The organism is Variovorax sp. GW821-FHT10D07, from assembly GCF_059415325.1.
Window position 1 is genome coordinate 359,940 of the sequence record NZ_JBWKMZ010000001.1, and the last position, 26,088, is coordinate 386,027.

A 26,088-nucleotide genomic window follows, 5' to 3' on the forward strand; every position below is an offset into this window, starting at 1 on the left:
TCTGATCTCACAATGACTTCTGATAGTTCAATAATGGCTGCTAGTCGACCAAAGGCGAAGTAATGGCTAATTTGAAGTGCGAGTGTGGCTGTGTAATTCATCTTGCAGGATGGGGTGAGGCGGAATTTTTGATTCTTCCGCAACTTGCTCTCGAGGAGATAGGAAGAAAAATCGAGAGCAAGGAAATCTCAGATGAGGAAGTCTTTTTTGAGAGCATTGATAGAAAGGGGAGGATCATGTGTGAATGCCCCGATTGCGGAAGATTTCATGTAAAAAACAATCGAGGGGCTTATGTGACTTATGTTCGAGAGCATGACCGAGAGTAATTGGATTTAGGGGTTCCACGATATTCGCTTTGGTCGACGGCCATATCGTCGGCGCGGCGGTCGTTTGCTGGCCTACGACACTCCGGCCGTCATGCGCCGCGCGCGCCAGTCGGCCGAGCGGATCCGCGCCACGGCGGGCGCGGCGATCGTGCTCATCGACTTCTTCGTGGCGCAGGAAAGCAAGATCCTGCTGCCTGCGGCGCTCACGGGGCCGATCGCGGTCGAGCTTGGATCGTTGCGAGCACGCCACTGAGCGGAAAACGGCAGGAACGACTCTGAGATGATGTCGAGGGGGTCACACCCCTTGAAGCTGATGACGAATGTCAGCGCATATAAGAACCTGAGGAGCTCCAATGTCGAAGAATGGAAAAGGGCGGGTCGCCCTTTCGGTTTGTCTTGCCCTGTCGATTTCTGCGTGTGGAGGTGGAGGAGGCGGCGGTGGAGGGTTTCCCGTACTGCCCGTGACGACGCCACCCACGTCGGGCTCGGATACGCCGCAGACGGAGACGCCGGTCGATCCGCCGAAGCCTCCCATGGCGACGACGCGCTACACCTTTGCGTTGGGAGATGCCGGGCTCGCCGGCTTGGATCCGCTTTTTACGGAGCTCCAGACTCCCAAGTTTTCGGGGCAGAGACTTTTCTATCTGCTTCCGATTTCCAGCGCGGGCGGGGCGCTCCGAGGGGTGTATTGGGGTGTCGAAAAAACCGAATATGTTCATCGCCTGGCTCCCGCATCCGACGCCGTGGACCTTTCCAGGCTGCAGGCCCTCGGTGCAGAAGGCTACAAGCTCAACTCGACGGCAAGGCTCCTTCTTGAGCCCGGAGCGGGCCGTGTCCTCTTCAGCAAGGACACCGCGGCGAACATCAAGTACGAATACGCCGATGCAGGTGCATTTCCGATGAAGGACTCGGACAAGCCGGAATTCCTGGCGTCCTTGAACAAGATGGGAAGCGATGGATATTGCAATGTCGAGGTCGGGATCGATACGACAGGTGGCACGCCACAGATACGTGCACGGGTCGTGCGCGAACAACCGACGACTGCTCGCTGTTCCTTCACATTGAACCCCGTTGCAAAGACCTATGAGGAGCGCGTTTCCCAGGGAAACCGGCTAGGCGCTGACGGCAAGATCTTCTTGACGGACATTCCCACCGCGACGACGGAGAGCTTGTACGTTCAAGACACGGCTCAGAAGACGGTGTTCAAGCATCACCTGACGAAGCTGGATCTGAAGGGTGGCGCGGCGATCGGTTTGAGCGACCCCGAATACCAGAAGGCATTCGTTGCCCTGTTGAACGAGGAGGGAAGCAAGGGCGCGTTTCCCAGCAACATTGGCGTGGAGGAGACTCGGAGCAATCTTGTTTTCACTACCGCCTACGATTGCACCGGCCTGCTCTGCCATTACTGAAATAAGCGCCCGCCTACAAGCGCCGTGCTCCGGCACTGACGGGTCCCCACCCGTCCGGCCCCCACGATCGGTCCCCATGCGTCGGGCCTGTTGCCCGGCAAGCACCAGGAGCCGCACATGACGAAAAAAATTGGATCGCTGGCAGCCGGTGCTGCCCTGTTGGGTTCGTTCTTCCTCGCAATCCTCGCGCCCATGGCCTGGGCGGTGGAGAAGGAAGATGCCGCCACCGCCACGGTCATCCAGACCGCCGCGCCGGCCTGCGAGGCCACGGCCGCGCACGACGGCGTCTTCACCAAGGCCTGCCTCAAGTAGCCGTCGAGCAGACGTTCAAGCCGCCGTCATTCGGCCTTGATGCCGCGCTCCCGCACCACGCGGCCCCACTTGACGGTCTCCGACTGGATGTACTGGGTGAACTGCTCGGGCGTGCCGCCCACCGGGTCGATGCCCGCCTCGCCGAGCTTGCGCCGGATCTCGGGCGGCGCGATGGCCTTGAGATAGGCCGCCTGCAGTGCCTGCACCACGGCATCGGGCGTGCCTGTTCGCACGCTGAAGCCCTGCCAGCCCTCGACCTCGAAACCCTTCACGCCCTGCTCGGCCACGGTCGGCACCTCGGGATAGGCAGCGATGCGCCTGGCGCCGGCGGCGGCGATCGGGCGCAGCCGGCCCGACTCGATGTGCGGCCGCGCGGTGGCGCGGTCTAGGAACATCAGGCCCACCTGGCCGCCCAGCAGGTCCTGCACCGCGGGGCCGCCGCCCTTGTAGGTGATGGCGACCAGCTTCATGCCGGTCTCGCGCGCCAGCAGCTCGGTGGCGAGGTGATGCGTGGTGCCCACGCTCGGCGAGCCGTAGTTCAGGCCCTCGGGCGTGCGCGCGGCCAGCGCGATCAGCTCCTGCAGATTGCGCACGGGCAGCGTGTTCGGGTTGACGACCAGCAGGAAGTCGAACTTCGCCGTCATGGTCACGGTGCGCAGGTCCTTGAGCGGGTCGTACGACAGCTTGTCGAACATGGCAGGGTTGACCGCATAGGTGGTCATGTCGCCGAGCAGGAAGGTGTGGCCGTCGGGCGCGAGCTGCTTGGCCACGGCGGTCGCGCCGATGATGCCGGAGGCACCGGGGCGGTTGTCCACGATCACCGGCTGGCCCAGCACCTCGCCCATGCCGGGCGCGACCAGGCGCGCGAAGAAGTCGGTGCCGCCGCCGGCCGGGTAGGGCACGATCAGGCGGATCGGCTGGCTGGGCCAGCTGCCTTGCGCCGCGGCGCCGAAGGCCGCGGGTGCCAGGGCGCCGGTGGCCAGGAGCGAAAGCAGGGTGCGTCGTTGCATGGTGGCTGTCTCCTCGTTCGTTGGAATGTCAGGCCGCGAGATCGCGCTGCAGGATCTTCGCAAAGGCCGCCGCGAGCTGGCCGCGCGCGCTGTCGCCGCGGCCCATCGCGCGCCAGGCCACGTGCTGGTCGGGCCGCACCAGGATCGCGCCGTCCGACGAGACGCCGCGCAGGCAGCGCCAGGTTCCTTCGACGTCGCGCACCGCGGCCGTGTCGTGGATCTCGACGATGTCCACCGGCAGGCCGGCCCCATGCGCCAGCGTGGCCGCGGCATCGGCCCAGGCCGAGCCCTGGCGGCCGGTCAGCAGCGTGAAGCGGCCGGGGCGCACCAGGTCGAGCGTGGAGATCCTCTTGCCGTCGCGCTCGAGCCAGGCATGCGGCAACCGATGGCCGGGCCGGGTGGTGGGCACGTAGGTCTGGCCCAGCGGATCGCGCTCGGGCGTGCGCGTACCGTCGGGCATGACGGCGCCGAGCTCGTAGTGGTAGCCCAGTTCGATGTCGTGCGCCTGCCATTCCATGCGCTGCACTTCCATGATCTGTGCCAGCCGCGCGCGCCGCGTGCGGCCCTCGGCGTCGTCGGCGAAGTAGCGGCGGAAGTTCGCCTGGCTCAGCTCGGCATTGCCGCGCACCAGGCCGATGCCGGCATCGGTGAGCTGGTGGTTCTGAAAGGTCATCAGCGCCCACTGGATGTTGAACGCGGCCACCGGGCGGCGCTCGGCCTCGTAGCTGTCGAGCAGGCTGTCGTGCGCCTCGCCCTTGAGCACGGCCGCGAGCTTCCAGGCCAGGTTGTGCGCGTCCTGGATCGCCGAGTTCAGGCCCAGGCCGGTGGTCGGCGGATGGCGGTGCGCGGCATCGCCCGCGAGCAGCGCGCGGCCCCAGCGGTAGCGGTCGACCAGCACGCCCTCGACCGTCCAGTGGCCGATGCCGATGATGTCGGGATGCAGGTCGGGGATCTTGAGCAGCTCGCGCATGCGCGGCAGCAGCGACGCCTCCTCGAAGCGCGAAGGGTCGTCGGGCCGGAAGCTGAAGTGGAACATCCACTCCTCGGAATGCCGGCCGAAGCGCGTGGGCCCGAGCTGGCCCAGCACGCCGCTGGCCCAGGAGCCGCCCTCGGGGTTGACGAACCAGGTGGTCATCGAGTGGTCGTCGTCCCAGTACTTCGAGAGGTCGGCGCGGAAGTAGACCGTGACCATGTGCGCGAGGTCGGTCGCGCCGCTCATCACCGCGCCCAGCGTCGGGCCCACGGTCTTGCCGCCGTCGGCGCCGATCAGGTACTTCGCGCGCACGCGGTATTCCTCGCCGCTGTCGCGGTCGAGCACGCGCGCGGTCACGCCGTTGTCGTCCCGCTCGAAGGACTGCAGCTGGTGGTGGTAGCGCACCTGCGCGTTCGCCTCGGCCGAGGCCAGCTCGCGCAGCAGCGGCTCCATGCGCACCTGCGGGTAGAGCGTGGATTCGCAGGGGCTGTCCTTCGCATAGTGCTGCGCGAGCGAGCCGCCGCCGAAGGACTCGATGCGGTAGAAGGTGCGGCGGTCGAGCTCGCCGTCGCCGGCCAGCGTGGTGCACCAGCGGATGTGCGAGATGTGGGCCAGCGGCATCGAGCGCTCGTAGACGCGCTCGGCCACCTCGAACTGGCGCAGCAGTTCCATGGTGCGCTGGCTGATGTAGCGCGCCTTGGGCAGCCGGCCCGGCGCCGGATGGCGTTCGATCAGCAGGCTCGCGATGCCCTGGCGCGAGAGGAACAGCGAGGCCGCTAGGCCGCAGCCTCCGCCGCCGACGATGAGAACGGGAACGTCGATGTCTTGCATGGTCATTTCTGGAGCGTGGGATCGGGGCAGGAGGTGCGGGCGGTGATGCGCGCGAACAGCGCGCGGTGGCCCTGCGTCATCGCGGCATCGGTGTCGCCGCGCTGGCGCGCCAGCGCCTCGGCGAGTTCGCGCCAGTCGGCGGGCGAGAGGTAGTCGGCGGCCACCGGCAGCACGTAGCTTTCCTCGACCTCCATGTGGCCGAGGTAGACGGTCGAGTGCGTGTGCAGCAGCAGCTGGAAGGATTCGCGGTGCACCTCGCCCATCAGCTCCCAGGCGGTCAGCGCATGCTCGAGCTCGCGCACCGACGACTCGCCGCGCTCGTGCTCGGCCTCGAGCCGGGCCAGCACCGGGCGCAGCGCGGGGCAGCGCTCGCGGATCTTCGGGAACAGCAGCTCGCTCTCGCTCGCGTGGTGCATGCGCGCGGGCATCTCGTCGAGGTAGAACAGCATGGCGCGCAGCTCGTCGAAATCGGGCCGCCGGGCCGAGCGGCGCGCCTGCTCGATGCTGTCGCCCAGGGCCCGCAGCACCGTCGCGAGGGCCTGGTGATCCTCGAGGATCAGCTGGACGGCGGAGGGTTGGAGCAGGGGCGGCATCGGTGCGACTCGGGCATGGCCTCATTGGGGCACAGCCGGGCGCCGGGGTCAGTCCCGCTGCAGGGGACGCTCGATGGGGCTAGTGCAGCGCGCGCGAGGCCATCGTCTGGAAGCGCTCCGCGCTCCAGCGGCCCCAGCGCGCGAGGTACCAGGTCAGCAGCTCGCGTTCGCTGCCGATCACCAGCCGCTGGTAGGCGCGCTTGCGGTAGGTCTTCACGGTCTCCTCGCTCACGGCGAGGTCGAGCGCGATGCCGACCGACGACAGCCCGTAGAGGATGCGCGCGCAGACCTCGGCCTCGCGGCGCGGCAGCGGGCTGGTCGCCACGATGCAGTTCTCGATCTCCTCGAGCGTGGTCAGCGCCTGCGACACGTCGGGCCGGCTCTGGCAGACGTCGGCGTGCTTCGAGAGCATCGCCAGCAGCAGCTCGGCCGCCTGCGCGAGGCGCTCGATGCCGTCGTGCGCGAACGGCGTGTGCGGGTCGGCGCGCAGCACGCTGAGGCCGAAGGCGCCGTTGGTGCCGCGGCCGCACAGCAGGATGCGGTCGCGCACGTGCGGATAGACGCGCGGGCGCAGGTCGTCGTATTCGTGGTCGCTGAAGTCGACGTGGATGATGGTGGCGGCCGCGCCGTCGACGCGGCGCTGGGCTTCGGTCATGGCCGGGTCGTGCTTCCACAGGCCCTGCTTGACGTAGCTCTCGACGCGGTCGCGCGCGGTGCGCTCGGGCTGCACGCAGCAGGCCGCCACTTCGCGCAGCTCGTCCTGGCCGAGGCGGAAGGCCGCGAAGTGATCGGCGCCGCACAGCGCATGCAGGTAGTTCGCGAGCGCGGGCGCGAAGCGTTCGCTGCCCATGCCGTCGACCAGGCGCGCGAGCTGCGCTTCCGAGGAGGAGGCGGCCGCGGGCCGGTCCTGGATCATCACCGTCATCATCGTTGTCTCCTGGGGTACCGCCAGGCGCCTTCGGGGCGCCAACTGCCCGGACTTCTGTGTTCCGAGCAGGTTTCAAATTCCGTAATCAGATTACGCTCATCGAAATCCTGACTGTGTGAGGAGAAACCCTCCGCTGCGCTGCGGCAGGCGGTTTCAGCCCCAGCCCATGCGCCGCGAAACGTCCTCGGCGCGCGCCGACAGCACCGTCGCCACGTGGCCGTCGAGCCGGGTGTCGATCAGGCCGGCCGAGCCCATCACGGTCATCACGCCGGCCACCGCGCCCGCGTGGTCGAAGATCGGCGCCGACACGCCATGCAGCCCCGGATTGAGGTCGCCCTGGATGCGCGCGAGCTTGCGCTTGCGCACCGACTCGAACAGCGTCTCGACGTCGGCACGCGTCATCTTCCCGGCGGCCGGGTTCGGCGTCGCGCCCGGATGCGGCACGCCCGACAGCTCGCGGTCGATCAGCGGCGCCGTCACCGAGGCCGGCAGGTAGGCGCCGAAGATGCGTCCGGTGGAGGAGGTCAGCATCGGCATCACCGAGCCGGGGCGGCCGCTGATGATCAGCGCGTCGTTGGTCTCCTCGAAGCGCACGAAGGTTGGCCCGGCCGCGCCCCAGACCGCGAGGCCGACGGTGAAGCCGAGTTCGTCGCGCAGTTCGCCCAGCGTGGGCGAGGCCACCTGCACCACGTTGAGCCGGCGCAGCGCCGCGAGGCCCAGCCGCACCGCCAGCGGCCCGAGCCGGTAGCCGCCGCTGGCGGCATCGCGCTCGGCCAGCCCGCTGCGGCAGAAGCTCACGAGGTAGCGGTGCGCCTTCGGCGGCTGCATCTCGGCGCGCTCGGCCACGGTCTTGAGCATCAGCGGCGCGCCGGTGTCGATCAGCGCGGACAGCACGCGCACCGCGGTGTCGACCGCCTGCACGCCGCCCGCGTCCTCGTCGCCGGCGCCAGGGCCCGCGCCGTTCGTCTCGTCGGCGCCGTGGCCGGACTTCGCATCTTTCATGGGGGAGGGCGGGACCATCCGCACGAGACTAGCACGGGCATGGTCGCCGCCGGCCTCAGCCGGCGGCCTGTGCGCGGGCCGCCGCCAGCACGCCCGCGAAGCGCGCGAGCCGCTCGCCCTGGAAGCGCGCGGCATCGAGCTTCTCCGCGGGCAGGCCCTGGCCGCGGCCGTCGCTGAAGCTGCTGCCGTAGGGGTTGCCGCCGGCCGCCGAGATCCGCTTGTCGGTGTAGCCCACCGGCACGATGACCGAACCCCAGTGATAGAAGATGTTGTGCAGCGCGAGCAGCGTCGATTCCTGTCCGCCGTGCAGGTTGCCGGCACCCGTGAAGGCGCCCGCCACCTTGTCCTGCAGCCCGCCCGCGGCCCACAGCGGGCCCAGCGTGTCGATGAACTGCTTGAGCTGCGCGGCTGGCAGGCCGAAGCGCGTGGGCGTGCCGAACACGAAGCCGTCGGCCCAGGCGAGGTCGTCGGGCGTGGCCTCGGGCACCTCGCGCGTGGCCTGCAGGTGTTCCTTCCAGGCCGGCTTGGCATCGATGGTCTCGGGGCCCGCGAGTTCGCGCACCTTGCGCAGGCGCGTTTCGGCGCCCATGGCGCGCGCGCCTTCCTCGATGGCCTGGGCGATGCGCCAGGTGTGGCCGGTGCTGCTGTAGTAGACGATGGTGAGCTTGGCCATGGTGCGCGGGTCGGGTTGTTGTTGTCGCGGGCGCGGTGCCCGCCGCCGGCCAGCATAGGCAGCGCCCCGCGCGCGGTATGCCCCCCTGCGGCGGGACAGACAGCCGCCGCGCCATGGCTATGGTGGCGGCCATGATCCACGAACTGCGTCTCTACGCGGTGGCACCGGGCCGCATGGCCGACGTGCACGACCGCTTCAACCACCATTTCCCGGCCCTGTTCGAGAAGCACGGCGTCGACTGCGTCGCGCGCTGGCAGGCCGTGGCCGGGCCCGACGCGCCGCGCTTCGTCTACCTGATGGCCTACCGCGACTACGCGCACCGCGAGGCCGTGTGGGCCAGCTTCTATGCCGACGCCGAGTGGTGGCGCGTGCGCGCCGAGACCAACGCGGGCCACGAGATGGTGGAGCGCCACGACCTGTTCTTCCTGAAGCCGAACGCCGCCTGGCCGGCGCTCGCGGGAGCCGACGCTGCCGTGCCGGTGGACGGCCTGCACGAGCTGGTGCAGCAGCAGATCGCGCCCGGGCAGAACGCCAACGCCAATGCGTTCCTGCACGAGACCTGGCTGCCGCGCGTGCGCGAAGCCGGCGCGCGCGTGCTCGCCGTGTGGGACATGGCGGCCGGCGCCGGCATGCAGAAGGTCGTGTTGCTCTACGCCTGGCCCGATGCCGCGACCTGGCATGCCGGCCGCCAGCGGCTCGACCGCGATGCCGCGCTGCAGGCCGAGTTCGGAGCGCAGCGCGCGCGCCATGGCACGGCGCTGTTCCAGCGCGCCGAGGTCAACCTGCTCGAGCCCGCGCCGGGCGCGACCATTCGCGCCGGGCTGGGCCGCCTCGCCTGATGCCGCCGCTGAAGATCGCGCTGGTGGGCGGCAGCGGGCGCGTGGGACGCCACGTCGCGCTCGAGGCCGAGCGGCGCGGCCACCTGCTGCGGCCCTTGCCGCGCGCCGAATTCGACGTGTTCGATGCGGAGGCGCTCGCGCGCGGTTTGCAGGGGCAGGACGTGCTGGTCAGCGCCTACGGCGCGCCGGCCGAGCTGGCGCCGCTGCTGGTGCGTGCCACGGCCTCGATGCTGCAGGCGCTGCGCACGGCGGGCGTCGCGCGCATCGTCACCGTCGGCGGTGCCGGCGGTCTCGCGGTGGCGCCGGGCCGGCGGCTGGCCGACACGGCGGACTTCCCGGCCGAACTGCTGCCCAAGGTCAAGGCGCACGAGGAAGCGGTGGCCCTGCTCGCCGCCTCGGGGCTCGACTGGACCTGCCTCGCGCCCGCCGCGCGCATCGCGCCGGGCGAGCGCAGCGGCCGCTACCGTTGCGCGGTCGGCGCGCTGGTCAGCGATGCGCAGGGTCGCAGCGGTATTTCTTATGCGGACTTCGCCTGCGCACTGGTCGACGAGCTCGAGGCGCGGCGGTATCCGCGGCAGCTGGTGGGCATCGGCGACTGAGCTTTCATCCGCGGCGGGCTATGCCGGGCGCTTCGCCTTCGCCGCCTTCTTCGTCACGTTGAACGCCACCGCTTCCTGGATCAGCGCCTTGAAGGCCTGCGCATCGACCGTCTCGCCTTCGCCGATGTCGATCGCGCGCCGCGCATTGCCCTCGAGGCTCGCGTTGAACAGGCCGGCCGCATCCGCGAGCGAGGCGCCCTTGGCGAAGGTCAGCTTCACTTTCCCCTTGTACGACTCGCCGGTGCAGACGATGCCGTCGTGCGACCAGGTCGGCGTGCCCATCCACTTGAGTTCCTCGACGATCTCCGGATCGGCCTCCTTGATCAGCTGCCGCATGCGGCCCAGCGTCTGGGTGCGCCAGTCGCCGAGCTCGGCGATCTTCTGGTCGATCTGCGCGGAGATCGCGGGGTCGGTGCCCGACTCGGATTTCTTCATGGGTGCTCCTGGCTTTTTCCATGAGGCCCGGCGGATCCGGCGCCCCTGCGTGGGAACGCATTCTGCATACGCGCGGCGCATGCCGGAAGAAAAGCGCCGTGGGCGCGGCCTCAGCCGATGGTCCGCGGCTGCGCCGCCGCCCGCTGCCGCAGGCTCAGCGCGAAGCCCGCGCCGATCGCCAGCAGCGCCACCGCGCAGGCCAGGAACACCGGCCGCGTGCCGATGCGGTCCACCGCCGCCGACGCCACGGCCACGCCGAGTGCGATGCCGAGGAACATGGTGGAGGCGAACAGGCTGACCGCGGTGCCGCGCAGCGCGGGCACCATTTGCGTGGCATGGGTCTGCAGCGTGCCGTGCAGCGCGTAGAAGCCCAGGCCCGCCACCAGGCAGGCCGGCAGCGCCAGCGCCCAGTGCTGGCCGAGCGCGAGCGCCAGCCAGCCCAGGCCCAGCGCGATGCCGCCGCCCAACACCAGCCCGCCTTCGCCGAACACGGCCAGCAGCCGGCGCGCCGCGAAGGCGTAGAAGAAGCCGCCCACGCCATAGAGCGCCACCACGCCCGCCGCGCTCGAGAGCCCGAGACCGTATTCGCGCACCAGGAAGGCCGGCAGGAAGGCCAGGCCCGAGAAGGCGAAGGCGCCCTCGGCCATCACCACCAGCAGCATCCAGCGCGCCCAGGGCTCGGCCAGCACGCGCAGGATGTCGCGCAGATGCCCATGGCCGTGGCCGGACGGCGCGCGCACCGGCTCGGCGCGCACCTCGCGGTTGAGGCTGATCGCGAGCCCGCCGACGCAGAACACGACGGCCAGCAGCGCGAACACGGCGCGCCAGCCCAGCCATTCGGTGAGCACGCCCGACACCCACTGCCCGGCGATCATCCCGCCCAGCGACAGCATCAGGAAGCGCGCCAGCACCGGCTGCCGCTCGGCGTAGGGCACGGTGTCGCCGACCCAGGCCAGCACCAGCGCGATGATGCCGGCGGCCGCGGCGCCGGCGAGGAAGCGCGCCACCACGAGCATCTCGAGGCTCATCGCCGCCAGCGCGAGCAGGTTGCCGGCCACGCAGCCCAGCGCCGCGAAGCCGATGGTGCGGCGCTTGCCGAAGCGGTCGCCGAGCGGGCCGAACAGCAGCTGCAGCAGCCCATAGGCGACCGCGTAGACCGATACCGTGAGGGCAGCGCGGCCGGTGGTGACGCCGAAGTTCTGCGCCAGCGCGGGCAGCATCGGGTCGCAGACGCGCATCATCGCGCTGCTGCAGCAGTGCACCGTGGCCAACGCCGCCAGGCCCCCGGGCCGCACGCGGGTCATCGGGCCTGCGCGTCCTGCTTCTCGAAACCGGGGCGGGGAATCAGCGACAGCCAGGTGGTGCTGAGGCCGCCGTCGACCAGCAGGTCCTGCCCGTTCACGTAGCCCGAGCGGGGGCTGGCCAGGAAGGCCACCACCTCGGCGATGTCCTTCGGTCCGCTGATGCGTCCGGCCGGCACGATGGCCTCGCGCTTCGCGAGCACCTCGGGCTGGGTGTAGATGCCCTCGGTGAGCGGCGTGCGCACCATCGCCGGGCTCACCACGTTGCTGCGGATGCGGTGCTCGCCGAGCTCCACCGCCAGCAGTTGCGACAGCATCTTCACGCCCGCCTTGCTGATGCTGTAGGGGCCGCTGTAGGGCTGCGGCACGCGCCCCGAGATCGAGGCCACGTGCACCATGCTGCCGCCGCCCGCGGCGATCATCTGGCGGCCGAATTCCTGCGCGCACAGCAGGAAGCCGTCGAGGTTCACCGCCATCAGCCGGTGCCAGCGCTCGATGTCGATGTCCATCAGCGCCGCGGCGTAGATCGTGGCCGCGTTGTTCACCAGCACGTCGCAGCGGCCGAGCTCGCGCTCCACTGCGGCAGCGGCGCGTTCCACGTCGGCCTTGTCGGTGATGTCGCAGCCCAGCGCGATCGCTCGCGCACCGCTTTCCGCGATGTCGGCCGCGGCGCGGGCCGCGCCCGCTTCGTCGCGGTCGAGCAGCGCCACCCTGGCGCCCACCGACGCGAGCTCGCGCGCGATCTCGATGCCGATGCCGCCGGCCGCGCCGGTGACCACGCAGACCTTGTCTTCCAATTGCAGCCAGTTCGCGGTCATGGCGTCAGACCTGCGGGTTGGCGATGCGCAGCACCAGGCCGTCGAGCGCCGCGCTCATCACGAGCTGGCACGAGAGCCGGCTCGTGGCCTGGCGCGGCGCGGCCGTGTAGTCGAGCATCTGGTCCTCGGTCGAGGCCATGGCGGGCAGTGCGTCCGCGGGGCCGTCTTCCACGAAGACATGGCAGGTGGCGCAACTGAGCGAGCCGCCGCAGTCGCCGACGATTTCGTCGATGCCGTGGTCGCAGGCGGCGCGCATGAGGTTGGTGCCGACGGGAACGTCGACGTCGCGGCGGGCGCCGTCGGCGCAGATGAAGGTGGCCTTGGTCATGGCGCCACTGTCGGGCGCGCTCGCCGTGGTGTCAGTCCCCTCGGAGGGGACGGGCGCGGCACGGCACTCCTGCGCACACTCGCGGCATGCAATCCATCGCCATCCATCGCCACGGCGGGCCCGAGGTCCTCGAAGCCCTGAACCTCGAACTGCCGCCGCCCGCGCCGCGCCAGGTGCGCGTGCGCCACACCGCCATCGGCCTCAACTTCTCCGACATCAACGTGCGCAACGGCGGCTTCTACCTCGGCCGCGGCCCGCGCTTCCCCGTCATCCTCGGCAACGAGGCGGCCGGCGTGGTGGAGGCCGTGGGCACCGAGGTGACCGAATGGCGCGCGGGCGACCGCGTGGCCTATGCCGGCACCGGCGGCCTGTTCTTTCAGGACACCGGCGCCTACGCCGAGGCGCGCAATCTGCCGGCCGACTGCCTGGTGCGGCTGCCCGACGACATCGACGACCGCCAGGCCGCCGCGATGCTGCTCAAGGGGCTGACCGCTTCGGTGGTCATCCACCGCTGCCACCGGCCGCAGCCCGGCGACACCATCCTCGTGCATGCCGCCGCGAGCGGCGTCGGCAGCCTGCTCGCGCAATGGAGCCATCACCTGGGCGCCACCGTCATCGGCACCGTCGGTTCGCAGGCCAAGGCCGAGTTCGCGCACGCGCACGGCTGCGACCACACCATCCTCTACCGCCAGGAAGATTTCGTGGCCGCCACGAAGCAACTCGCGCCGCAGGGCCTGGCGGCCGTCTTCGACGGCGTCGGCAAGGACACCTTCATCCCGTCCTTCGACTGCATGCGCCCCTTCGGCGCCGTGGTGAACTATGGCAACGCCTCGGGCCCGGTGCCGCCCTTCGACCTGATGCTGCTGGCGCAGAAGGGCTGCCTCGCGCTGCACCGGCCGGGCTTCGGCTTCCACGCCATCACGCCCGAGACCCGGGCCCAGGCCTGCGGCGAACTGTTCGACCTGGTGCGCAGCGGCGCGCTGAAGGTCGAGGTGAGCCGGACTTATGCGCTGGCCGATGCGGCGCTGGCGCATGCGGATGTGGAGCAGGGGAAGACGGTGGGGTCGGTGTTGTTGATACCGTGAAGTGATCGGCGCACGGCTGCCGCTGATGATGTTGCTTGTGCTTGATCGTCCGGGCTGAGCTTGTCGAAGCCTCGCGCCGCGATTTGCCGTATCGACGCGGCGGTATTCTCCTTTCATGAACTACAAGGTTTCGACCGATCGAACGGTGACGTGGCAGGAGTTTGGTGCCCTGATGGAGTCGGTGGGTTGGGGCTCCGGGTACGACGAAGCGGCGTTTGCCAGTACGAGCCGGGCCTATCCGTTGATTGCCCATGCACGTTCCGACGAGGGGATGCTTCTCGGCTATGTCTCGGCGTTCAGCGATGGCGCATTCAGCACCATGCTGGGTGAACTGCTCGTGCATCCTTCGGCACGGAGCTCCGGCATCGGACGATCCCTGCTGCGTACGGTCGAGGCCGAGTTTCCCGGCATTCCGATCTACGTGAAGGCACTGGGCGAAGCCAAGCGGTTTTTCGAGGCATGCGGCTATCGCAGGCCCCGGACCGAGATGACGGTTTTGTTCAAGGTGCCGGGTTCATCCCTTTGCATCTGAACGGTATTGACCTAAGGAACGTCTGCACAACGTGAGTCGTAAAGGCGATTGATCGGATAAATGGTAAGCGTCCCGTGAACCTATCTTGAATCGGCGCTAGGAGCAAAGGATGCTCGTGTCCACTAATACTTGGTGGACACGTGAACACTATCTCTCCTCAGCACACAAGCGATCGGCGGCGCCGCCGCCTGCACAGCGACGAATTCAAGGCCAACGCCGTTGCGCTGGCTGCGCAGCCCGGCATGTCGATGGCGGCTGTGGCGATGTCTCTCGGTATCAATGCTAACCTGTTGCGTCGCTGGGTGCGTGACGCAGAGATCCAGCCGCGTAGGCCCGAGCCAATCGATGTACCGAAGGCGCTGCCTGGTGCCGCCCCAAACCCGGAAGTCAGCGGATTCATGCCTGTGCAGTTGCCCGCGCCGGCTGAGGCGCCTGCGCCTCCCAGCGACATCCGCATGGAGGTGCGCCGCGGCGCCGTGCACGTCGTGGTGACCTGGCCAGCCGCGCTGGCCAGCGAGTGTGGTGGCTGGCTGCGAGATCTGCTGCGGTGATCAAGGTCGAAGCTGTCTGGTTGGCCGTCGAACCGCTGGACATGCGATCGGGCACCGAAGCTGCGCTGGCGCGGGTCGTGCATGTCTTCGGTGCCGCCAGACCCCACCACGCCTATTTGTTCGCTAACCGCCGCGCCAACCGGATGAAGGTGCTGCTGCACGATGGCATCGGGATTTGGCTGGCGGCCAGACGGCTGCACCAGGGCAAGTTCCTCTGGCCCCATGACGCCGCTCCCACGCTCAATCTGAGCCGTTCCCAGTTCGATGCCCTGGTGCTGGGCCTGCCTTGGCAGCGTGTCGGCGAGGCCGGAGTGATCCGCGTGATCTAGCGCAATTGCCGAAGTTGCTGATGCTCACCCGGGTGTCCTGGGGCATCATCACCTTCCGTGAGCGACACGGCCACCAACCTCGACCACCTGGATGCGCAGCAACTGCGTGAGATGGTGCAGTCGCTATTGGGCCGGGTGGAGGCCGGTGAACTGGAGATCGATCGGCGCGACCGCGAGATCGCGTTCAAGCAGGCCACCATCGACAAGCTCACGCACGAGATGGCCGTGCTCAAGCGGCTGAAGTTCGCCTCGAGGTCGGAAGCCTTCACCGCTGAGCAGAGGAATCTGCTGGAGGACACCCTCGACGCAGACCTGGCGGCGATGGAACTGGAGTTGGAGCAGCTCGCACCGGCCAAGGCTGCACCCCAGGGCAAGCAGCAGCCCAAGCGCCAGGCGCTTCCTTCCCATTTACCGCGTCGCGAGATACACCACGAGCCTCACAACGTAATCTGCGCGTGTGGCTGCGTGCTCAAACGCATCGGTGAGGACGTCGCCGAGAAGCTCGACTACCATCCCGGCGTGTTCACGGTGGAGCGCCACGTCCGCGGCAAATGGGTGTGCGCCCGATGCGAGACGCTGATCCAGGCGCCGGTAGCGCCCCACATCATCGACAAGGGCATCCCGACAGCCGGGCTGCTCGCACAGGTGTTGGTGGCGAAGTACCTTGATCACCTGCCGCTGTACAGGCAGGAGGCCATCTTCGGCCGAGCGGGCCTCGCGATCCCTCGCTCGACGCTGGCCGCTTGGGTGGGCCAGTGCGGCGTTCACCTGCAGCCGCTGGTGGATGCACTCAGAAGCGAGATGCTCCGTAGTCAGGTGCTCCATGCGGACGAGACCCCCGTGGCCATGCTCAAGCCCGGCCACGGCAAGACGCATCGGGCGTACCTCTGAAGCTACTGCACGACGGCCTATGACGCACTACCCGCAGTGGTGTTCGACTTCGCCGACAGCCGCGGCGGACAGCACGCCCGGGCCTTCCTTCGGCTTGGCGGCGAGAACGGCTGGCGCGGCACCCTCGTGTGCGATGACTTCTCCGGCTACAAGGCGTGCTTCGAGCTGGGCGTCACCGAGGCCGGCTGCCTGGCGCATGCCAGGCGCAAGTTCCATGAGCTGTGGGCCAACCACGGCAGCCCGATCGGCGAGCGGGCCCTGAAGTACTTCGGTGAGCTCTACGAGGTCGAGCAGGTCGTGACCAAGCTGGCACCGGAAGACCGTAGACGCGTGCGCCAGGAGCGCTCACGGAAGGTGGCCGATGCACTCCATCAATGGCTCACCGCGCAGCGGCAGAAGGTGCCCGAGGGCTCGGCGACCGCCAAGGCCATCGACTACAGCCTTAAGCGCTGGCTGGCGCTCACGCGCTACATCGACGACGCCGATCTGCCGGCGGACAACAACCGGGTGGAGAACCAAATCCGGCCAATCGCGCTGGGCCGTTCCAACTGGCTGTTCGCCGGGAGTCTACGTGCCGGTCAGCGGGCCGCGGCCATCATGACCTTGGTGCATTCTGCGCGCCTGAATGGTCACGAGCCGCACGCTTATCTACGCGACGTTCTCGAACGCTTGCCCACGCATCTGAACAGCCGCATCGACGAACTCTTGCCACATCGCTGGATGCCAGCAACCGCCCAGATCCACAGGGCTGGAGCCTCGTGCTAGTCAGCCGCTACTGCATTTACCTGCTGTGCAACTGCGAGCACTTCAAGCGACGTGTAGGCACCGACTTGGTAGCCAAATAAAACGAATTCGAATCGAGCTACTTCGGCGCGCCACTGCGATTGATAGACGGGCTCCTGGCCCCTGTTCTGGAAGTCGTGTGGATCCCGAGCTTCGACATCGTGATCACCCGAACCCATGCGCGCTAGCTCATCGAATGAATATCCCATGAAGCTCCCGCCGGGGTATACATCTGCTAGGTGGCCGCCACTATTCATGGCCGCCGCTAGGTACTGAGCAAAGATGCGATTCTTCTTATAGGTGACTTGGAGTGTGATCATGCTCGTGCAGTAAGCAATTGCCGGGCTCGCTCTCAAGGCAGCGAGGATGAGGGCAGTCTATCGCGCGCGGTGCACGGCCGGCGCCATGCCAATCAGCGGAGCACGTCAAGATGGAACGCCCGCGCGCATACGATAAATGAGCAATGGACCCCAGCGCGGCCGTGAAGCAGCCGAGCCGATCGCATTGGCAGCCGTGCGCAGCGGAGTGCGAGCCGCTCGGCACGCCATCCAGACGCACTCGCCCATTCACTGCCAGCAGTCGTCGCCGCGCCATCCATAGATTGCCCAGCGCGAACAGCGTGACGATCTGCCCCGTGTTCCGCGCAGCCGCCGATAGCGCACCTTGGTGAACCCGAACTGGCGCTTGAGCACCCGAAACGGGTGTTCGACCTCGGCCCGGATGCTGGCCTCCATCTTCTCCACCCGCTCGGCCACGAAGTCCGCCTCGGGCCGCTTGTGCACGCCCTGGTAGCCGGCATCACCGAAGGCGGCATGTTCTTGTCCTTGTAGCAGCGCACCAGCCATGTCCAGGTCGTTGACGTTGGCCAGCGTCGTGGCCACCGCGTGCACCAGCCCCGAGGCGATGTCCACGCCAATGTGGCCATCATCCCGAAGTTCCAGTTGTTGCTTTTCTTGGCCTGCTTCATTTCGGGATCGCTGTCGCCGCCAGCGTTCTTGGTCAAACTCGGCGCGGAGATCGGCATGGCGTCCACCGCCGCGCCCGATCTCAGCATGAGGCCTCGGTGCTTCAGCAGATCGTCCTTCTCCAGCAGATGACGGAACTTCAGGATGTCGTCTCATCGAGGATCCGGATCGTGCCGCTGCTCAGGCCCGCGAACGCCAGGTACAGCGGCATGTCGTGAAGTGCCTCTTCAATTGCCGGGTCGCTCAATCCGAACCACTGCTGCGTGTAGTGGATGCGCAGCTTCGTCTCGATGCCAAACGGCGGCCGGCCCGTTTTGCTCTTGGGCCAGTGCGACTCGATGATCTCGACCAGCACCTTCCACTGCACCACGCGCTCCATCTCCTCCAGGAATTCGCGCTTGCGCGTCCTCTTGGTCGACAGGTTCAGGCCCGATCCAAGCTGTTCCATGTTTTCGATCCTCGCAGGCTTTGTTGGATCACGCTAAGCGGATCGGTACTGAGTTTTGCAGACCAACCCCTGGCAGTGCGGCGACCCTATGATGTCTAGTCGGAGAGAGAAAACCACGTAAAGCCATTGCCCAACAAATGAAAGTCAACGTCGGAAAAATGAAATTGGAAGCCGAAAAAATTGAAAAGAGTCCGCACGCGTTCTGGATGAACACATGCGGCATTGACACCTATCGCCGCAGCACCCATCACGCTCGCCACGACACCCCGTGGAACGGATTCAGCGCGGAGGGCGTCCTGGTCTGTACTCTTTGGCTCGACGAAATCGTCGACATCTTCGATGACTTGGAGGATCGGGTCCGGCGATTCGTGGAGATTGGAGGGAAGGCGAAAGCTTGGAAAGGGCCAGCAGTCGCCCATGGAAAAGAGGCTGACGACAATTTGCGCAAGGCCTCTGCGGAAAGGCGTCGAGTGGTTGGTTACGAAGCAGAACCAGATGCCGCCGCGCTGCAAAAAGGCGACCGTAAAGTTGCACACTTCTATCTGGATCGGGCGCACGAACTGAAGCGCATATTCGCGTTCTCGAGCGGCCAGATGCTAGAGCGCTTGAAAGTTGACGAGGCATTCAACGCTGCTCGCAACGGCGCCGATGACCAGAAACTCGAGACGGGCTATCTTTTCGAACTCATTGAACCCCAAGGCGACTTTCCAGGAAAACTTACGATTGTCAATACCACCGTTCCGTCCGAGGGCGAGGATTCTGCCGATGAAAAAGAGGATGAAGACGACCTGTTTGATGACGCGAACGAGGAGCCGTCGACGCTTGATGTGTATGCGCTGAAGGCCCTGCCCATACTTGTAGAGCATGTCTTGCGCCAAAAGGACGATGTGCTCCAGCCCCTGACATATAAGGAACTGGCAGAGCGGCTTGGTCGTCGGAACAAGAATGGCGTAGCCTGGGCTCGCGGCCTTGGGCATGTCCTTGGCCGTGTGACGGCACTGATCGACAACCTGACAGCGGTTTGGGCGGAGTCCATACCCTATTTGACGACCGTCGTTGTTGCATCGCAGGGAGCCAGCAAGGGCCTGCCAGGTATCGGTATCCGTGGCAAATGGTATGGCTATGACAAGTTGACTCGATCCGAAAAAGAGTCGAAGGTCATGGCTGAATATCAACGGATCTTGGGTTTCGGCAGTCGTTGGAATGACTTGCTCGAACTGATTGGACTTCCCTCCGTTCTCCCGCCAGACCTAGGTAACGCTTCTGGCAGCCCGGGGCGGGGTGGCTGGGGCGGTGGTGAATCGGATGAGCACAAAGCCCTCAAGTCATTCGTTAGAGCCAATCCTCAGTTGGTTGGTGCCCAGCAAGATTGGACAGCCACCGAGGAATATGCATTGCGCTCGGGAGACGAAATCGACGTATTCTTCAAATCTGACGATACGTGGATCGGCGTGGAGGTGAAGTCATCCGTCTCTGACGGATTTGAACGTGACTACGAGCGGGGGCTTTACCAGGTCGTCAAGTACAAGGCTGTGCTCACGGCTCAGGCATCAATCGACCACCCCTCTCACCCGCCCACTGTGAAGGTGTTTCTGGTGCTTGAGAGCGATCTGCCGTACAAGTATAGAAAGGTCGCAGTGGCACTCGGCGTGGAGGTGAAAACTGCTGCCAGATCGCTGACGTAGCGCTGAAAGAGGCAGAAAAGATGCATGGGGCTAGGCTGTACATGCGAGCGCCTGACCAAAGTCGAGCACTACGACTCATCCCTATCGATCACGCGAGGCAGATTCGCGCCAGCGCCTTCCAGGCAACTAAAGATATGACCTGCTTGAAAGCTGACGGTGGCGACTCTTCGCTGGCGCAAGGCACTTAAACGCAGCAGGCGGAAAAGGACACATCGGGATGCCGGCGAGCTGAAGTGGTGTCTCGCTGTCAGCACGGCATGCCGATACGATTTTGTCGAAGACAGCGAGACCTTCTTTCAACGGTATGTGGTGCCTTGTTTCTCTAAGCCGAATCTCTTGATCCGAGCCTGTGAAGCTTCTTTGAGTCGCAGTTGCTCCTTGCACGCGGCGCGTGCCAGCAAACGGGCCTTCTCGTTGCCGTGCGTCGTCACCGAGAACGATTACTAAGCCGCGCTGCATGAGCGTCGCCAACGCGGGTGAACGAGGCTGCGCCTGCGCAGCGGATGAAGTCGAAAGTGTTGTCATCGGGGCTCTCCTGGGTTGAATGCCGCAAGGAGGACCGCCGAAAAAACGAATGCCGCCTTGCGGCGGCATCGTCAGCTCATGACCAAGCGTGCCGCCTATCGATAGGCGGCGTAATACGCGACGGGGGCGTGGAAGGGCGAGGTCATGGGGGCGATGATAGCTTGCCGCAGGCGAGGCCCGCGTCTAGCATGCCGTTCGTCCGCAACCACACAGCCCCGGGGAGGCACCATGGAACTTCACACCGCGCGCATCTTCGTCCAGGACCTCGGCGATGCCGCCCGTTTCTACGAACAGACACTGGGCCTGCCATTGAAGGCCGACGGGCGCGAACATGGCTACTGCGTGTTCGGTTCGGGGCCGTTGAGCCTGGTGGTCGAGCGTGTCGACGAGGACGCCCCGACGGAGGACCAGGTGCTCGTGGGACGCTTCACGGGGTTGTCCTTCGACGTGAAGGACATCGACGCGAAGTACAAGGAACTCTCGTCGCTCGGCGTCGCGTTCAGCGGACTTCCCGAGCGGCAGCAATGGGGCGGGATTCTCGCGACGCTGCGCGACCCGGCGGGCAACGAGATCCAGATCGTGCAGCAGCCCTGAAGGCCTGACCCAAGGAAAGAAAACGTGCCGAAGAAATTCTTCAACCTGCGCTTCGACAGCGAATCTCCTCAAGACTCCGTGGGCGGCGCCTACCTGGCGCCCGAGGGTCAAGGGCTGCCGTGTTGCACCCAGTGCGACCGGCAGATGATTCCCTTCCTTCAGTTCACGCTGCCTCGTGCGGCCGAGCTGCCGTTTGTCGACGGAAGCCGGCTGTCGGTGCTGATGTGCCCCGAGCACAACGAGATCCCGAGCTTCGAGTCCTTCGAGGCGTTGCCGCCGGCCTATTGGGACCAGGGCGAAGGCCACTGGTTCGCATCGCTCGAGAAGCCGCGGGCCATGCATCGCGTGCCGAGTCCCCCCGTTCTGCAGACCGCCGAACTCGTGGTGGCCGATGCGCCCGCCGACGAGTACTACCGCATCGCGGTGGGTGGCGAGCCCGAGTGGGTGCAGGATGAAGAAAGCTTCACCTGTTCGTGCGGCTCGGCGATGGAATTCGTTTGCCAGGTCAGCGACAGCTTCCAGTTTCTCAAGCTGCCCGATGCACCCGAGCAGCCCGACGGTTCTTCGGCCCGAGGCTATGTGCTGTTTCTGGGCAACGAAGTCTACGTGTTCGCATGCGCGCGGCAATGCGACCCGCGGGCCGTATGGGTCACGGTGCAGAACTGAGCGCGCCCTCTCTGCGCTTGCGCGCAGCCGTGGCGTCTGCCTAGTCCCCCGAGCGCCGTCGTCCTACCTGCTCGGCACCCCTGTTTTCCTAGAGTGCATTCACTGCAGCCGCACAGGGCGGCTCGGTGACAAAGACACTCAACCAGACAGGGGCCTTCTCATGAAAAAACATCTTCTCGTTCTCGCCATCGCATCGTCGTTCTTCGCCATGGGCGCAGCCAACGCAGCCGACGGCATGACCAAGGACCAGTACAAGGTCGCCAAGGAAAAGATCGAGGCCGACTACAAGGTCGCCAAGGCCCAGTGCGACACGATGAAGGACAACGCCAAGGACGTCTGCGAGAAGCAGGCCAAGGGCACGGAGAACGTGGCCAAGGCCGAACTCGAACAGCAATACAAGCCGACCGCCGGCCACGCCAAGAAGGTTGCCGAAGAGAAGGCCACGGCCACCTACGAAGTCGCCAAGGAAAAGTGCGATGACCAGTCGGGCGACGCCAAGAGCGCCTGCGTGAACCAGGCCAAGGCCGATCACGACAAGGCCAAGGTCGACATCAAGGCCATGAAGGGCTGAGAAAGCCCATGAAGGTGCCCGCGCGAGCGGGCGCCTTGCAGTGGCCGCAGCCGCTGCAGGCCTAGCGTTCGCCGGGCCAGATATCCCGCATCCGCTCGGCTTCCTGTGCGAATTGCTCGGCCAGGAAGTCCAGCAGCGCCCGCACCCGCGGGACCATGTACTGCGTGGCATGCCGTATCGCGTACACACCCGGTTCCTTCGCCACGTACTCCGGTAGCAGGATCCGAAGCCGGCCGCACCGTACATCCTCGGCCGCATCCCAGATCGTCTTGCGCGCTATGCCTCGTCCCGCCAGCGTCCAGGCGCGCACGAGTCCTCCATCGTTCGTTTCCCATGCATCGGCCATCGGCACCGTGTGCTGCCAGGTCTCGCCGTCTCGCGCGAAGTGGAATTCGTTGAGCGGCCCGGCCGCGGTCACCAGCACGATGAAGCGATGGCCCGCAAGCGCCTCGGGCGTGCGTGGCGTGCCGCGGCGCTCCAGGTAGTTGGGCGAGGCACAGAGCACCCGGCAATTGGGTGCCAGCCGCCGTGCGACCAGGGCGCTGTTCTCGGGCTGCCCGAAACGGATCGCGAGGTCGACGTTGTCCTGGTGCAGGTTCGACACCGAGTCGGTCAAGGTCAATGCCACCCGGACGCCGGGGTGAAGGCTCGCGAACATGTCCAGCCACCGATCGAGCACCTGCCGCCCGAAGTCGGTGGAGGCCGAGATCCTGACCTTGCCCTGCACCATGCCCTGCCCCTCGCGCAGCAGGGCTTCCACCTCATGGATGCTCTGCAGCGCGACCTCGCAGTGCGCCAGATAGAGCCGGCCTTCCTCGGTCAACCGCAGGTGCCGGGTCGTGCGGTCGAGCAGCTTCGCGCGCAAGGCCGTCTCCAGCTTCTTCAGCCGGGCGCTCGCCGCCGCGGGCGACAAGCCCAGCTTGCGTCCGGCGGCGGAGAGGCTGCCCGTCGAAGCCGTCTCCGCGAACAGGCGCATGTCGCCCCATCGATCGGTTGCCATCTTTCACTTGGATTTGAAGTTCATTCAATTTTCCGCCCAATTCTCAAAGTTGGAGCGCAGTCACACACTGCCGGCTTCCGTCCTGGCTGACCAGGACCCCGCACACACAGGAAGCATCCGACATGACACGAGCCATCGGCGCCGCATCGCGCCCCAGCGACCTTTCTTCCGAGCCGGATGCGGCCACGCGGCTGCCCTGGGCCGCGCTGCTCGCGCTGACCCTGACCAGCTTCATGGCCACGGCGAACGAGGCGGTGCCCGCGGGCCTGCTGCCGCAGATCGCGCGGGGCCTGGGGGTGTCCGAGGCCTGGGCCGGACAGTTCGTCACGCTGTGCGCGCTCGGCGCCGGATTGGCCGCCATTCCGCTCACGGCGGCCACCCGTGCGTGGTCGCGCCGCAAGGTGCTGCTGCTCGCGCTGGCCGGGTTCTGTGCCTGCAATGCCGTGACCGCGCTCTCCACCCACCTGGCGCTCTCGCTGGCTACGCGCCTCGTCGTCGGCCTCGCGACCGGCCTGGCCTGGAGCGAACTGGCGACCTGTGCCCGGCGCCTGGTGCCGAGCCGCCTGCAAGGTCGCGCGCTGGCGATCGTCATGGTCGGCATTCCGCTGGCCTTGTCGTTCGGCGTGCCGCTGGCCGCGTGGCTCGGTCGTCAGATCGGCTGGCGCTGGATGTTCGGCGGCATGTCCGCGATCGGGCTGGTGCTGGTGGCCTGGGTGCGCGCGAGCGTTCCGGACCTGCCGGGCCGGGACAGCGGCGAGCGGGCGGACTATCGCCGGGTGCTGGCCACGCCCGGTGTCGGGCCGGTGCTGCTGATCGTCATGCTCTGGATCTTCGCGCACTACCTGCTCTACACGTACATCGCGCCATTCCTCGCGCAGCGCGGCCTGCTCGACCGGCTCGATACCCTGTTGCTGAGCTTCGGGCTGGCCACGGCCATCGGCCTCTGGGGCGTGGGTTGGCTCGTCGACCGCCACCTGCGCGCGTTGCTCCTGGGGTCGCTCGGCACCTTCGCGGCGGTCGGGGTGGCGCTGGGAGAGGCCGGTTCATCCTTCGCGCTCGTGTTCATAGGCGTGTGCGTGTGGGGATTGAGCTTCAGCGGCGCGCCCACGTTGCTGCAGACCGCGCTGGCCGATGCGGCCGGAGACGCGTCCGACATCGCGCAGTCGATGCTGGTCACGGTCTTCAACCTGTCTTTCGCGGCCAGCGGACTGCTGGGAGGCGTGCTGCTCGGCACCGTTGGCAGTGCGGTGTTTCCCTGGCTCATGGCGGCGCTGGCATGCGCGGGAGCATGGGTTGCGTGGCGCTTTCGTGCCAGCGCGTTCCCTTCGAATCGGCGTCGCACCTCGACGCGCTGAGATCGGGCCCTGGCCCGGTGCTGACGGCGCGGCGGTCCGGAACGGGCACCCGGCTCTATGGCACGATGCGCGCAAAGAAACCCGAAGACGAGGAGACGGCCATGTCCTTGCTGCGACGCTTGCGCGGAGAGCCCCGATTCGCGATGCCCTGCCTTGGCAGAACCTTGACGCTGTATCGGGAGGGCTCGCAGTTCGGATTGCTCACCGGTCTGGGGACTGTTGCGCTGTTCAATCTTCCCTGGCATCTGGCATCTGGCATCTGGCATCTGGTGGCGGGAGGCGGGAGGCGAGGAAGTGGTCCGCCCGTTGGTCGCCGTTGCCGGGGCCTATCTTGCTGCGACGCTCATCGCGTCGCGTGCGCCGGTCGAGATGGATGCGCGTGACGCCGCGTCTCGCTGGCTTTGACTACCGCTGCCGGCTGGAAGCCGGCTCTTGAATCATGAGCAACTTCGAGATCTACACCCCAACCGCTGAAGAGGTGCACTCGGGCGAGTTGGGCCGCCGCATGCGGCAGTTCAACTATCAGTTTGTCGGCGAGTACGGGCAGGTGCAGCCGGTCTGGGTCAGCGCAAAGGACGACACGGGTGGGCTCGTGGGAGGGTTGCGCGGATTCGTGTTATTGCACTGGCTGAACGTGGAGCTGCTGTTCGTGGACGACGCGGCTCGGCATCAAGGCCTGGGTCGAAGGTTGCTCGAAACGGCGGAACAGAAAGCCCGCGAGCTGGGTGCTCGGAATGCGACGTTGAATACCTTCGAATGGCAGGCGCGTGAGTTCTATCTCAAGCAGGGTTATGAAGAGTTCGGGCGGATCGATGACTACGTTCAGGGCTTCTATGTGGCGTATATGAAGAAGGCGCTGTAGTTGTAGTGCTTGCTGACCATGGTGGGAATTCATTGGATGAGCGAGGGCGAAGCACATAATGCAGGTCGAAGTGCGGGTTCCATTTCGACAACGCCGACTTCAATGATCAGGCCTGTTGCAACCCAAACCGAAGTGGCGCATGGGATCTGAAATCGTCGTGTTGTTTGCGCCTCTTGGTGTGCTGAGCCTCGCATGCCTTGTCTACGGATTTCGCGCCCCAGGTCAGCGCCTGTCCACCTTCGCATGGTTGCTCGTTACGTTGCTGGCAAGCCTCGGGCTCATCTCGTTTTCGGGCGGGAGCATCGCCATATTCTCAGTCGTTGGAGGGCTGCTGCTGACGTTGGCATCCGTGGTCGCGGTTTTGGTGTCGGCTGCGATTGCTGTGGCGAAGAAGGCTCGTTCATTTCGCAGTCGTGACTGATCAGAGAGCGCCTGCTACCGGTCTTCATCCTGCCTGTCCATTCGCCGCTCACGCTAGCTATCGAATAGACCTCCATCCTGAGCTTGCCGAGTTTGAGTCGTTCTTTGGGACTGCCAGTGTGTCCGAGTACGCCAGCACGACCGGAGACTGGCACTATGACATCCGGTGTTTCGATTTTTCCTCCGGAGAAGACCATGTGGTTTGCCGCTTTGCTCCGGCGGAGGGGGCGATCTCTTTCGACTATTCAGTGGCCGGTACGGCGAGATGGAATATCGCGCTGGTGGGTCTGAGCTCACTTGATGTGGAAACGTCAGCGGGAAGCCTGCTCCTGGTTGGCCGTGTGAAGGCCGCGGGGCTTGAGAAACTCTTCAAGCTTTGCATCAGCGCCAAAGTGACTTTTTCGTTGGGATCGATAGAGGTGCTTGTGCCTTGAAGGACGCGGCTACCG

At 66.4% G+C, this 26,088-nt stretch carries 30 protein-coding genes and 2 pseudogenes; 19 read left to right on the forward strand and 13 right to left on the reverse strand.

The annotated features are described in order from the left end of the window. Window positions 1-62: 62 nt before the first annotated feature. The 4 genes from AC07PU_RS01665 to AC07PU_RS01680 all read left to right on the forward strand — a co-directional run bounded on the left by AC07PU_RS01665 (window position 63) and on the right by AC07PU_RS01680 (window position 2,047). Window positions 63-326 carry a DUF8617 domain-containing protein gene (locus AC07PU_RS01665; RefSeq protein ID WP_495314693.1) on the forward strand — a complete coding sequence of 88 codons (264 nt, stop codon included), beginning with the start codon at window positions 63-65 and terminating at the stop codon, window positions 324-326. Window positions 327-390: 64 nt separating this feature from the next. Then, complete coding sequence (locus AC07PU_RS01670) at window positions 391-579, forward strand: hypothetical protein (RefSeq protein WP_495314695.1); 189 nt, start codon at window positions 391-393, stop codon at window positions 577-579. A 100-nt stretch (window positions 580-679) separates the two neighbouring features. Then, complete coding sequence (locus AC07PU_RS01675; protein WP_495314697.1) at window positions 680-1,735, forward strand: hypothetical protein; 1,056 nt, start codon at window positions 680-682, stop codon at window positions 1,733-1,735. 117 nt (window positions 1,736-1,852) lie between these two features. Then, window positions 1,853-2,047 (forward strand): hypothetical protein, encoded by a 195-nt coding sequence (locus AC07PU_RS01680; RefSeq protein ID WP_495314699.1) that lies wholly within the window; start codon window positions 1,853-1,855, stop codon window positions 2,045-2,047. A gap of 26 nt (window positions 2,048-2,073) precedes the next feature. Here the strand turns inward: AC07PU_RS01680 and AC07PU_RS01685 are convergent, their stop codons facing one another. The 6 genes from AC07PU_RS01685 to wrbA all read right to left on the reverse strand — a co-directional run bounded on the left by AC07PU_RS01685 (window position 2,074) and on the right by wrbA (window position 8,057). Next, window positions 2,074-3,057: a Bug family tripartite tricarboxylate transporter substrate binding protein gene (locus tag AC07PU_RS01685; RefSeq protein ID WP_495314701.1), complete on the reverse strand. Its 984-nt coding sequence runs from the start codon at window positions 3,055-3,057 to the stop codon at window positions 2,074-2,076. A gap of 28 nt (window positions 3,058-3,085) precedes the next feature. Then, window positions 3,086-4,861: an FAD-dependent monooxygenase gene (locus AC07PU_RS01690; protein WP_495314703.1), complete on the reverse strand. Its 1,776-nt coding sequence runs from the start codon at window positions 4,859-4,861 to the stop codon at window positions 3,086-3,088. Between the two features lie 2 nt (window positions 4,862-4,863). Continuing rightward, window positions 4,864-5,454, reverse strand: coding sequence for a hemerythrin domain-containing protein (locus tag AC07PU_RS01695; protein ID WP_495314705.1), 591 nt, complete (start codon window positions 5,452-5,454; stop codon window positions 4,864-4,866). 79 nt (window positions 5,455-5,533) lie between these two features. Next, entirely contained in the window at window positions 5,534-6,379 is an 846-nt protein-coding gene (locus AC07PU_RS01700; RefSeq protein WP_209539853.1) for a helix-turn-helix transcriptional regulator, read from the reverse strand. A gap of 156 nt (window positions 6,380-6,535) precedes the next feature. Beyond that, window positions 6,536-7,384, reverse strand: coding sequence for an IclR family transcriptional regulator (locus AC07PU_RS01705; protein WP_495314708.1), 849 nt, complete (start codon window positions 7,382-7,384; stop codon window positions 6,536-6,538). Between the two features lie 55 nt (window positions 7,385-7,439). Further along, window positions 7,440-8,057, reverse strand: a complete 618-nt coding sequence (wrbA, locus tag AC07PU_RS01710) for an NAD(P)H:quinone oxidoreductase (RefSeq protein ID WP_495314710.1) — start codon at window positions 8,055-8,057, stop codon at window positions 7,440-7,442. Window positions 8,058-8,188: 131 nt separating this feature from the next. Here wrbA and AC07PU_RS01715 point away from each other — a divergent pair, with 131 nt between their 5' ends. Both AC07PU_RS01715 and AC07PU_RS01720 read left to right on the forward strand, forming a co-directional pair. Next, on the forward strand, window positions 8,189-8,896 hold the full coding sequence (locus AC07PU_RS01715; RefSeq protein WP_495314712.1) for an NIPSNAP family protein: 708 nt from the start codon (window positions 8,189-8,191) through the stop codon (window positions 8,894-8,896). Then, entirely contained in the window at window positions 8,896-9,495 is a 600-nt protein-coding gene (locus AC07PU_RS01720; RefSeq protein WP_495314714.1) for an NAD(P)-dependent oxidoreductase, read from the forward strand. The genes AC07PU_RS01715 and AC07PU_RS01720 overlap by 1 nt, the downstream gene beginning before the upstream one ends. Before the next feature lie 18 nt (window positions 9,496-9,513). Here the strand turns inward: AC07PU_RS01720 and AC07PU_RS01725 are convergent, their stop codons facing one another. The 4 genes from AC07PU_RS01725 to AC07PU_RS01740 form a co-directional block, all read right to left on the reverse strand. After that, window positions 9,514-9,930, reverse strand: coding sequence for a DUF1801 domain-containing protein (locus AC07PU_RS01725; RefSeq protein WP_203206906.1), 417 nt, complete (start codon window positions 9,928-9,930; stop codon window positions 9,514-9,516). 110 nt (window positions 9,931-10,040) lie between these two features. Next, the gene (locus tag AC07PU_RS01730) at window positions 10,041-11,234 is read right to left on the reverse strand and encodes an MFS transporter (protein ID WP_495314717.1); all 1,194 of its coding nucleotides are present in this window, start codon (window positions 11,232-11,234) and stop codon (window positions 10,041-10,043) included. Continuing rightward, on the reverse strand, window positions 11,231-12,049 hold the full coding sequence (locus AC07PU_RS01735; protein ID WP_495314719.1) for an SDR family NAD(P)-dependent oxidoreductase: 819 nt from the start codon (window positions 12,047-12,049) through the stop codon (window positions 11,231-11,233). Before AC07PU_RS01735 ends, AC07PU_RS01730 begins: the two co-directional genes overlap by 4 nt. 4 nt (window positions 12,050-12,053) lie before the next feature. Further along, the gene (locus AC07PU_RS01740) at window positions 12,054-12,377 is read right to left on the reverse strand and encodes a 2Fe-2S iron-sulfur cluster-binding protein (protein WP_057594183.1); all 324 of its coding nucleotides are present in this window, start codon (window positions 12,375-12,377) and stop codon (window positions 12,054-12,056) included. Between the two features lie 86 nt (window positions 12,378-12,463). Between AC07PU_RS01740 and AC07PU_RS01745 the strand changes: the two genes are divergently transcribed. The 5 genes and pseudogenes from AC07PU_RS01745 to tnpC all read left to right on the forward strand — a co-directional run bounded on the left by AC07PU_RS01745 (window position 12,464) and on the right by tnpC (window position 16,530). Further along, a complete protein-coding gene (locus tag AC07PU_RS01745) occupies window positions 12,464-13,462 on the forward strand; it encodes a quinone oxidoreductase family protein (RefSeq protein ID WP_495314723.1) in 999 nt (332 codons plus the stop codon). A 115-nt stretch (window positions 13,463-13,577) separates the two neighbouring features. Next, a complete protein-coding gene (locus tag AC07PU_RS01750; RefSeq protein WP_495314725.1) occupies window positions 13,578-13,994 on the forward strand; it encodes a GNAT family N-acetyltransferase in 417 nt (138 codons plus the stop codon). Between the two features lie 140 nt (window positions 13,995-14,134). Beyond that, window positions 14,135-14,545 (forward strand): transposase, encoded by a 411-nt coding sequence (locus AC07PU_RS01755; protein WP_495314727.1) that lies wholly within the window; start codon window positions 14,135-14,137, stop codon window positions 14,543-14,545. Then, window positions 14,542-14,874 carry an IS66 family insertion sequence element accessory protein TnpB gene (gene tnpB / locus AC07PU_RS01760; protein WP_495314729.1) on the forward strand — a complete coding sequence of 111 codons (333 nt, stop codon included), beginning with the start codon at window positions 14,542-14,544 and terminating at the stop codon, window positions 14,872-14,874. The genes AC07PU_RS01755 and tnpB overlap by 4 nt, the downstream gene beginning before the upstream one ends. Before the next feature lie 111 nt (window positions 14,875-14,985). After that, window positions 14,986-16,530 (forward strand): annotated as a pseudogene (gene tnpC, locus AC07PU_RS01765) (IS66 family transposase). Here tnpC and AC07PU_RS01770 read toward each other — a convergent pair. Both AC07PU_RS01770 and AC07PU_RS01775 read right to left on the reverse strand, forming a co-directional pair. Further along, window positions 16,527-16,868, reverse strand: coding sequence for a hypothetical protein (locus tag AC07PU_RS01770; protein WP_495314732.1), 342 nt, complete (start codon window positions 16,866-16,868; stop codon window positions 16,527-16,529). The pseudogene tnpC and the gene AC07PU_RS01770 sit on opposite strands and share 4 nt — an antisense overlap. Before the next feature lie 241 nt (window positions 16,869-17,109). After that, a pseudogene (locus AC07PU_RS01775) lies at window positions 17,110-17,961 on the reverse strand (IS5 family transposase); the annotation flags it as partial. Window positions 17,962-18,098: 137 nt separating this feature from the next. On the opposite strand from AC07PU_RS01775, the gene AC07PU_RS01780 reads away from it, so the two are divergent. The 4 genes from AC07PU_RS01780 to AC07PU_RS01795 all read left to right on the forward strand — a co-directional run bounded on the left by AC07PU_RS01780 (window position 18,099) and on the right by AC07PU_RS01795 (window position 22,002). After that, window positions 18,099-19,646, forward strand: a complete 1,548-nt coding sequence (locus AC07PU_RS01780; RefSeq protein ID WP_495314734.1) for a hypothetical protein — start codon at window positions 18,099-18,101, stop codon at window positions 19,644-19,646. A 753-nt stretch (window positions 19,647-20,399) separates the two neighbouring features. Continuing rightward, complete coding sequence (locus AC07PU_RS01785) at window positions 20,400-20,765, forward strand: VOC family protein (protein ID WP_093347087.1); 366 nt, start codon at window positions 20,400-20,402, stop codon at window positions 20,763-20,765. Window positions 20,766-20,789: 24 nt separating this feature from the next. After that, a complete protein-coding gene (locus AC07PU_RS01790; RefSeq protein ID WP_495314736.1) occupies window positions 20,790-21,431 on the forward strand; it encodes a hypothetical protein in 642 nt (213 codons plus the stop codon). Window positions 21,432-21,591: 160 nt separating this feature from the next. Further along, entirely contained in the window at window positions 21,592-22,002 is a 411-nt protein-coding gene (locus tag AC07PU_RS01795) for a hypothetical protein (RefSeq protein WP_479669436.1), read from the forward strand. Between the two features lie 61 nt (window positions 22,003-22,063). Here the strand turns inward: AC07PU_RS01795 and AC07PU_RS01800 are convergent, their stop codons facing one another. Then, window positions 22,064-23,002 (reverse strand): LysR family transcriptional regulator, encoded by a 939-nt coding sequence (locus tag AC07PU_RS01800; RefSeq protein WP_495314739.1) that lies wholly within the window; start codon window positions 23,000-23,002, stop codon window positions 22,064-22,066. Window positions 23,003-23,124: 122 nt separating this feature from the next. Between AC07PU_RS01800 and AC07PU_RS01805 the strand changes: the two genes are divergently transcribed. From AC07PU_RS01805 to AC07PU_RS01820, 4 genes are all read left to right on the forward strand, one after another. Next, the gene (locus tag AC07PU_RS01805) at window positions 23,125-24,357 is read left to right on the forward strand and encodes an MFS transporter (RefSeq protein WP_495314741.1); all 1,233 of its coding nucleotides are present in this window, start codon (window positions 23,125-23,127) and stop codon (window positions 24,355-24,357) included. A 439-nt stretch (window positions 24,358-24,796) separates the two neighbouring features. Further along, on the forward strand, window positions 24,797-25,219 hold the full coding sequence (locus AC07PU_RS01810; protein WP_495314743.1) for a GNAT family N-acetyltransferase: 423 nt from the start codon (window positions 24,797-24,799) through the stop codon (window positions 25,217-25,219). 139 nt (window positions 25,220-25,358) lie between these two features. Next, window positions 25,359-25,640 (forward strand): hypothetical protein, encoded by a 282-nt coding sequence (locus tag AC07PU_RS01815; RefSeq protein ID WP_495314745.1) that lies wholly within the window; start codon window positions 25,359-25,361, stop codon window positions 25,638-25,640. Window positions 25,641-25,758: 118 nt separating this feature from the next. Then, window positions 25,759-26,073, forward strand: a complete 315-nt coding sequence (locus AC07PU_RS01820) for a hypothetical protein (protein ID WP_495314747.1) — start codon at window positions 25,759-25,761, stop codon at window positions 26,071-26,073. Window positions 26,074-26,088 lie beyond the last annotated feature (15 nt).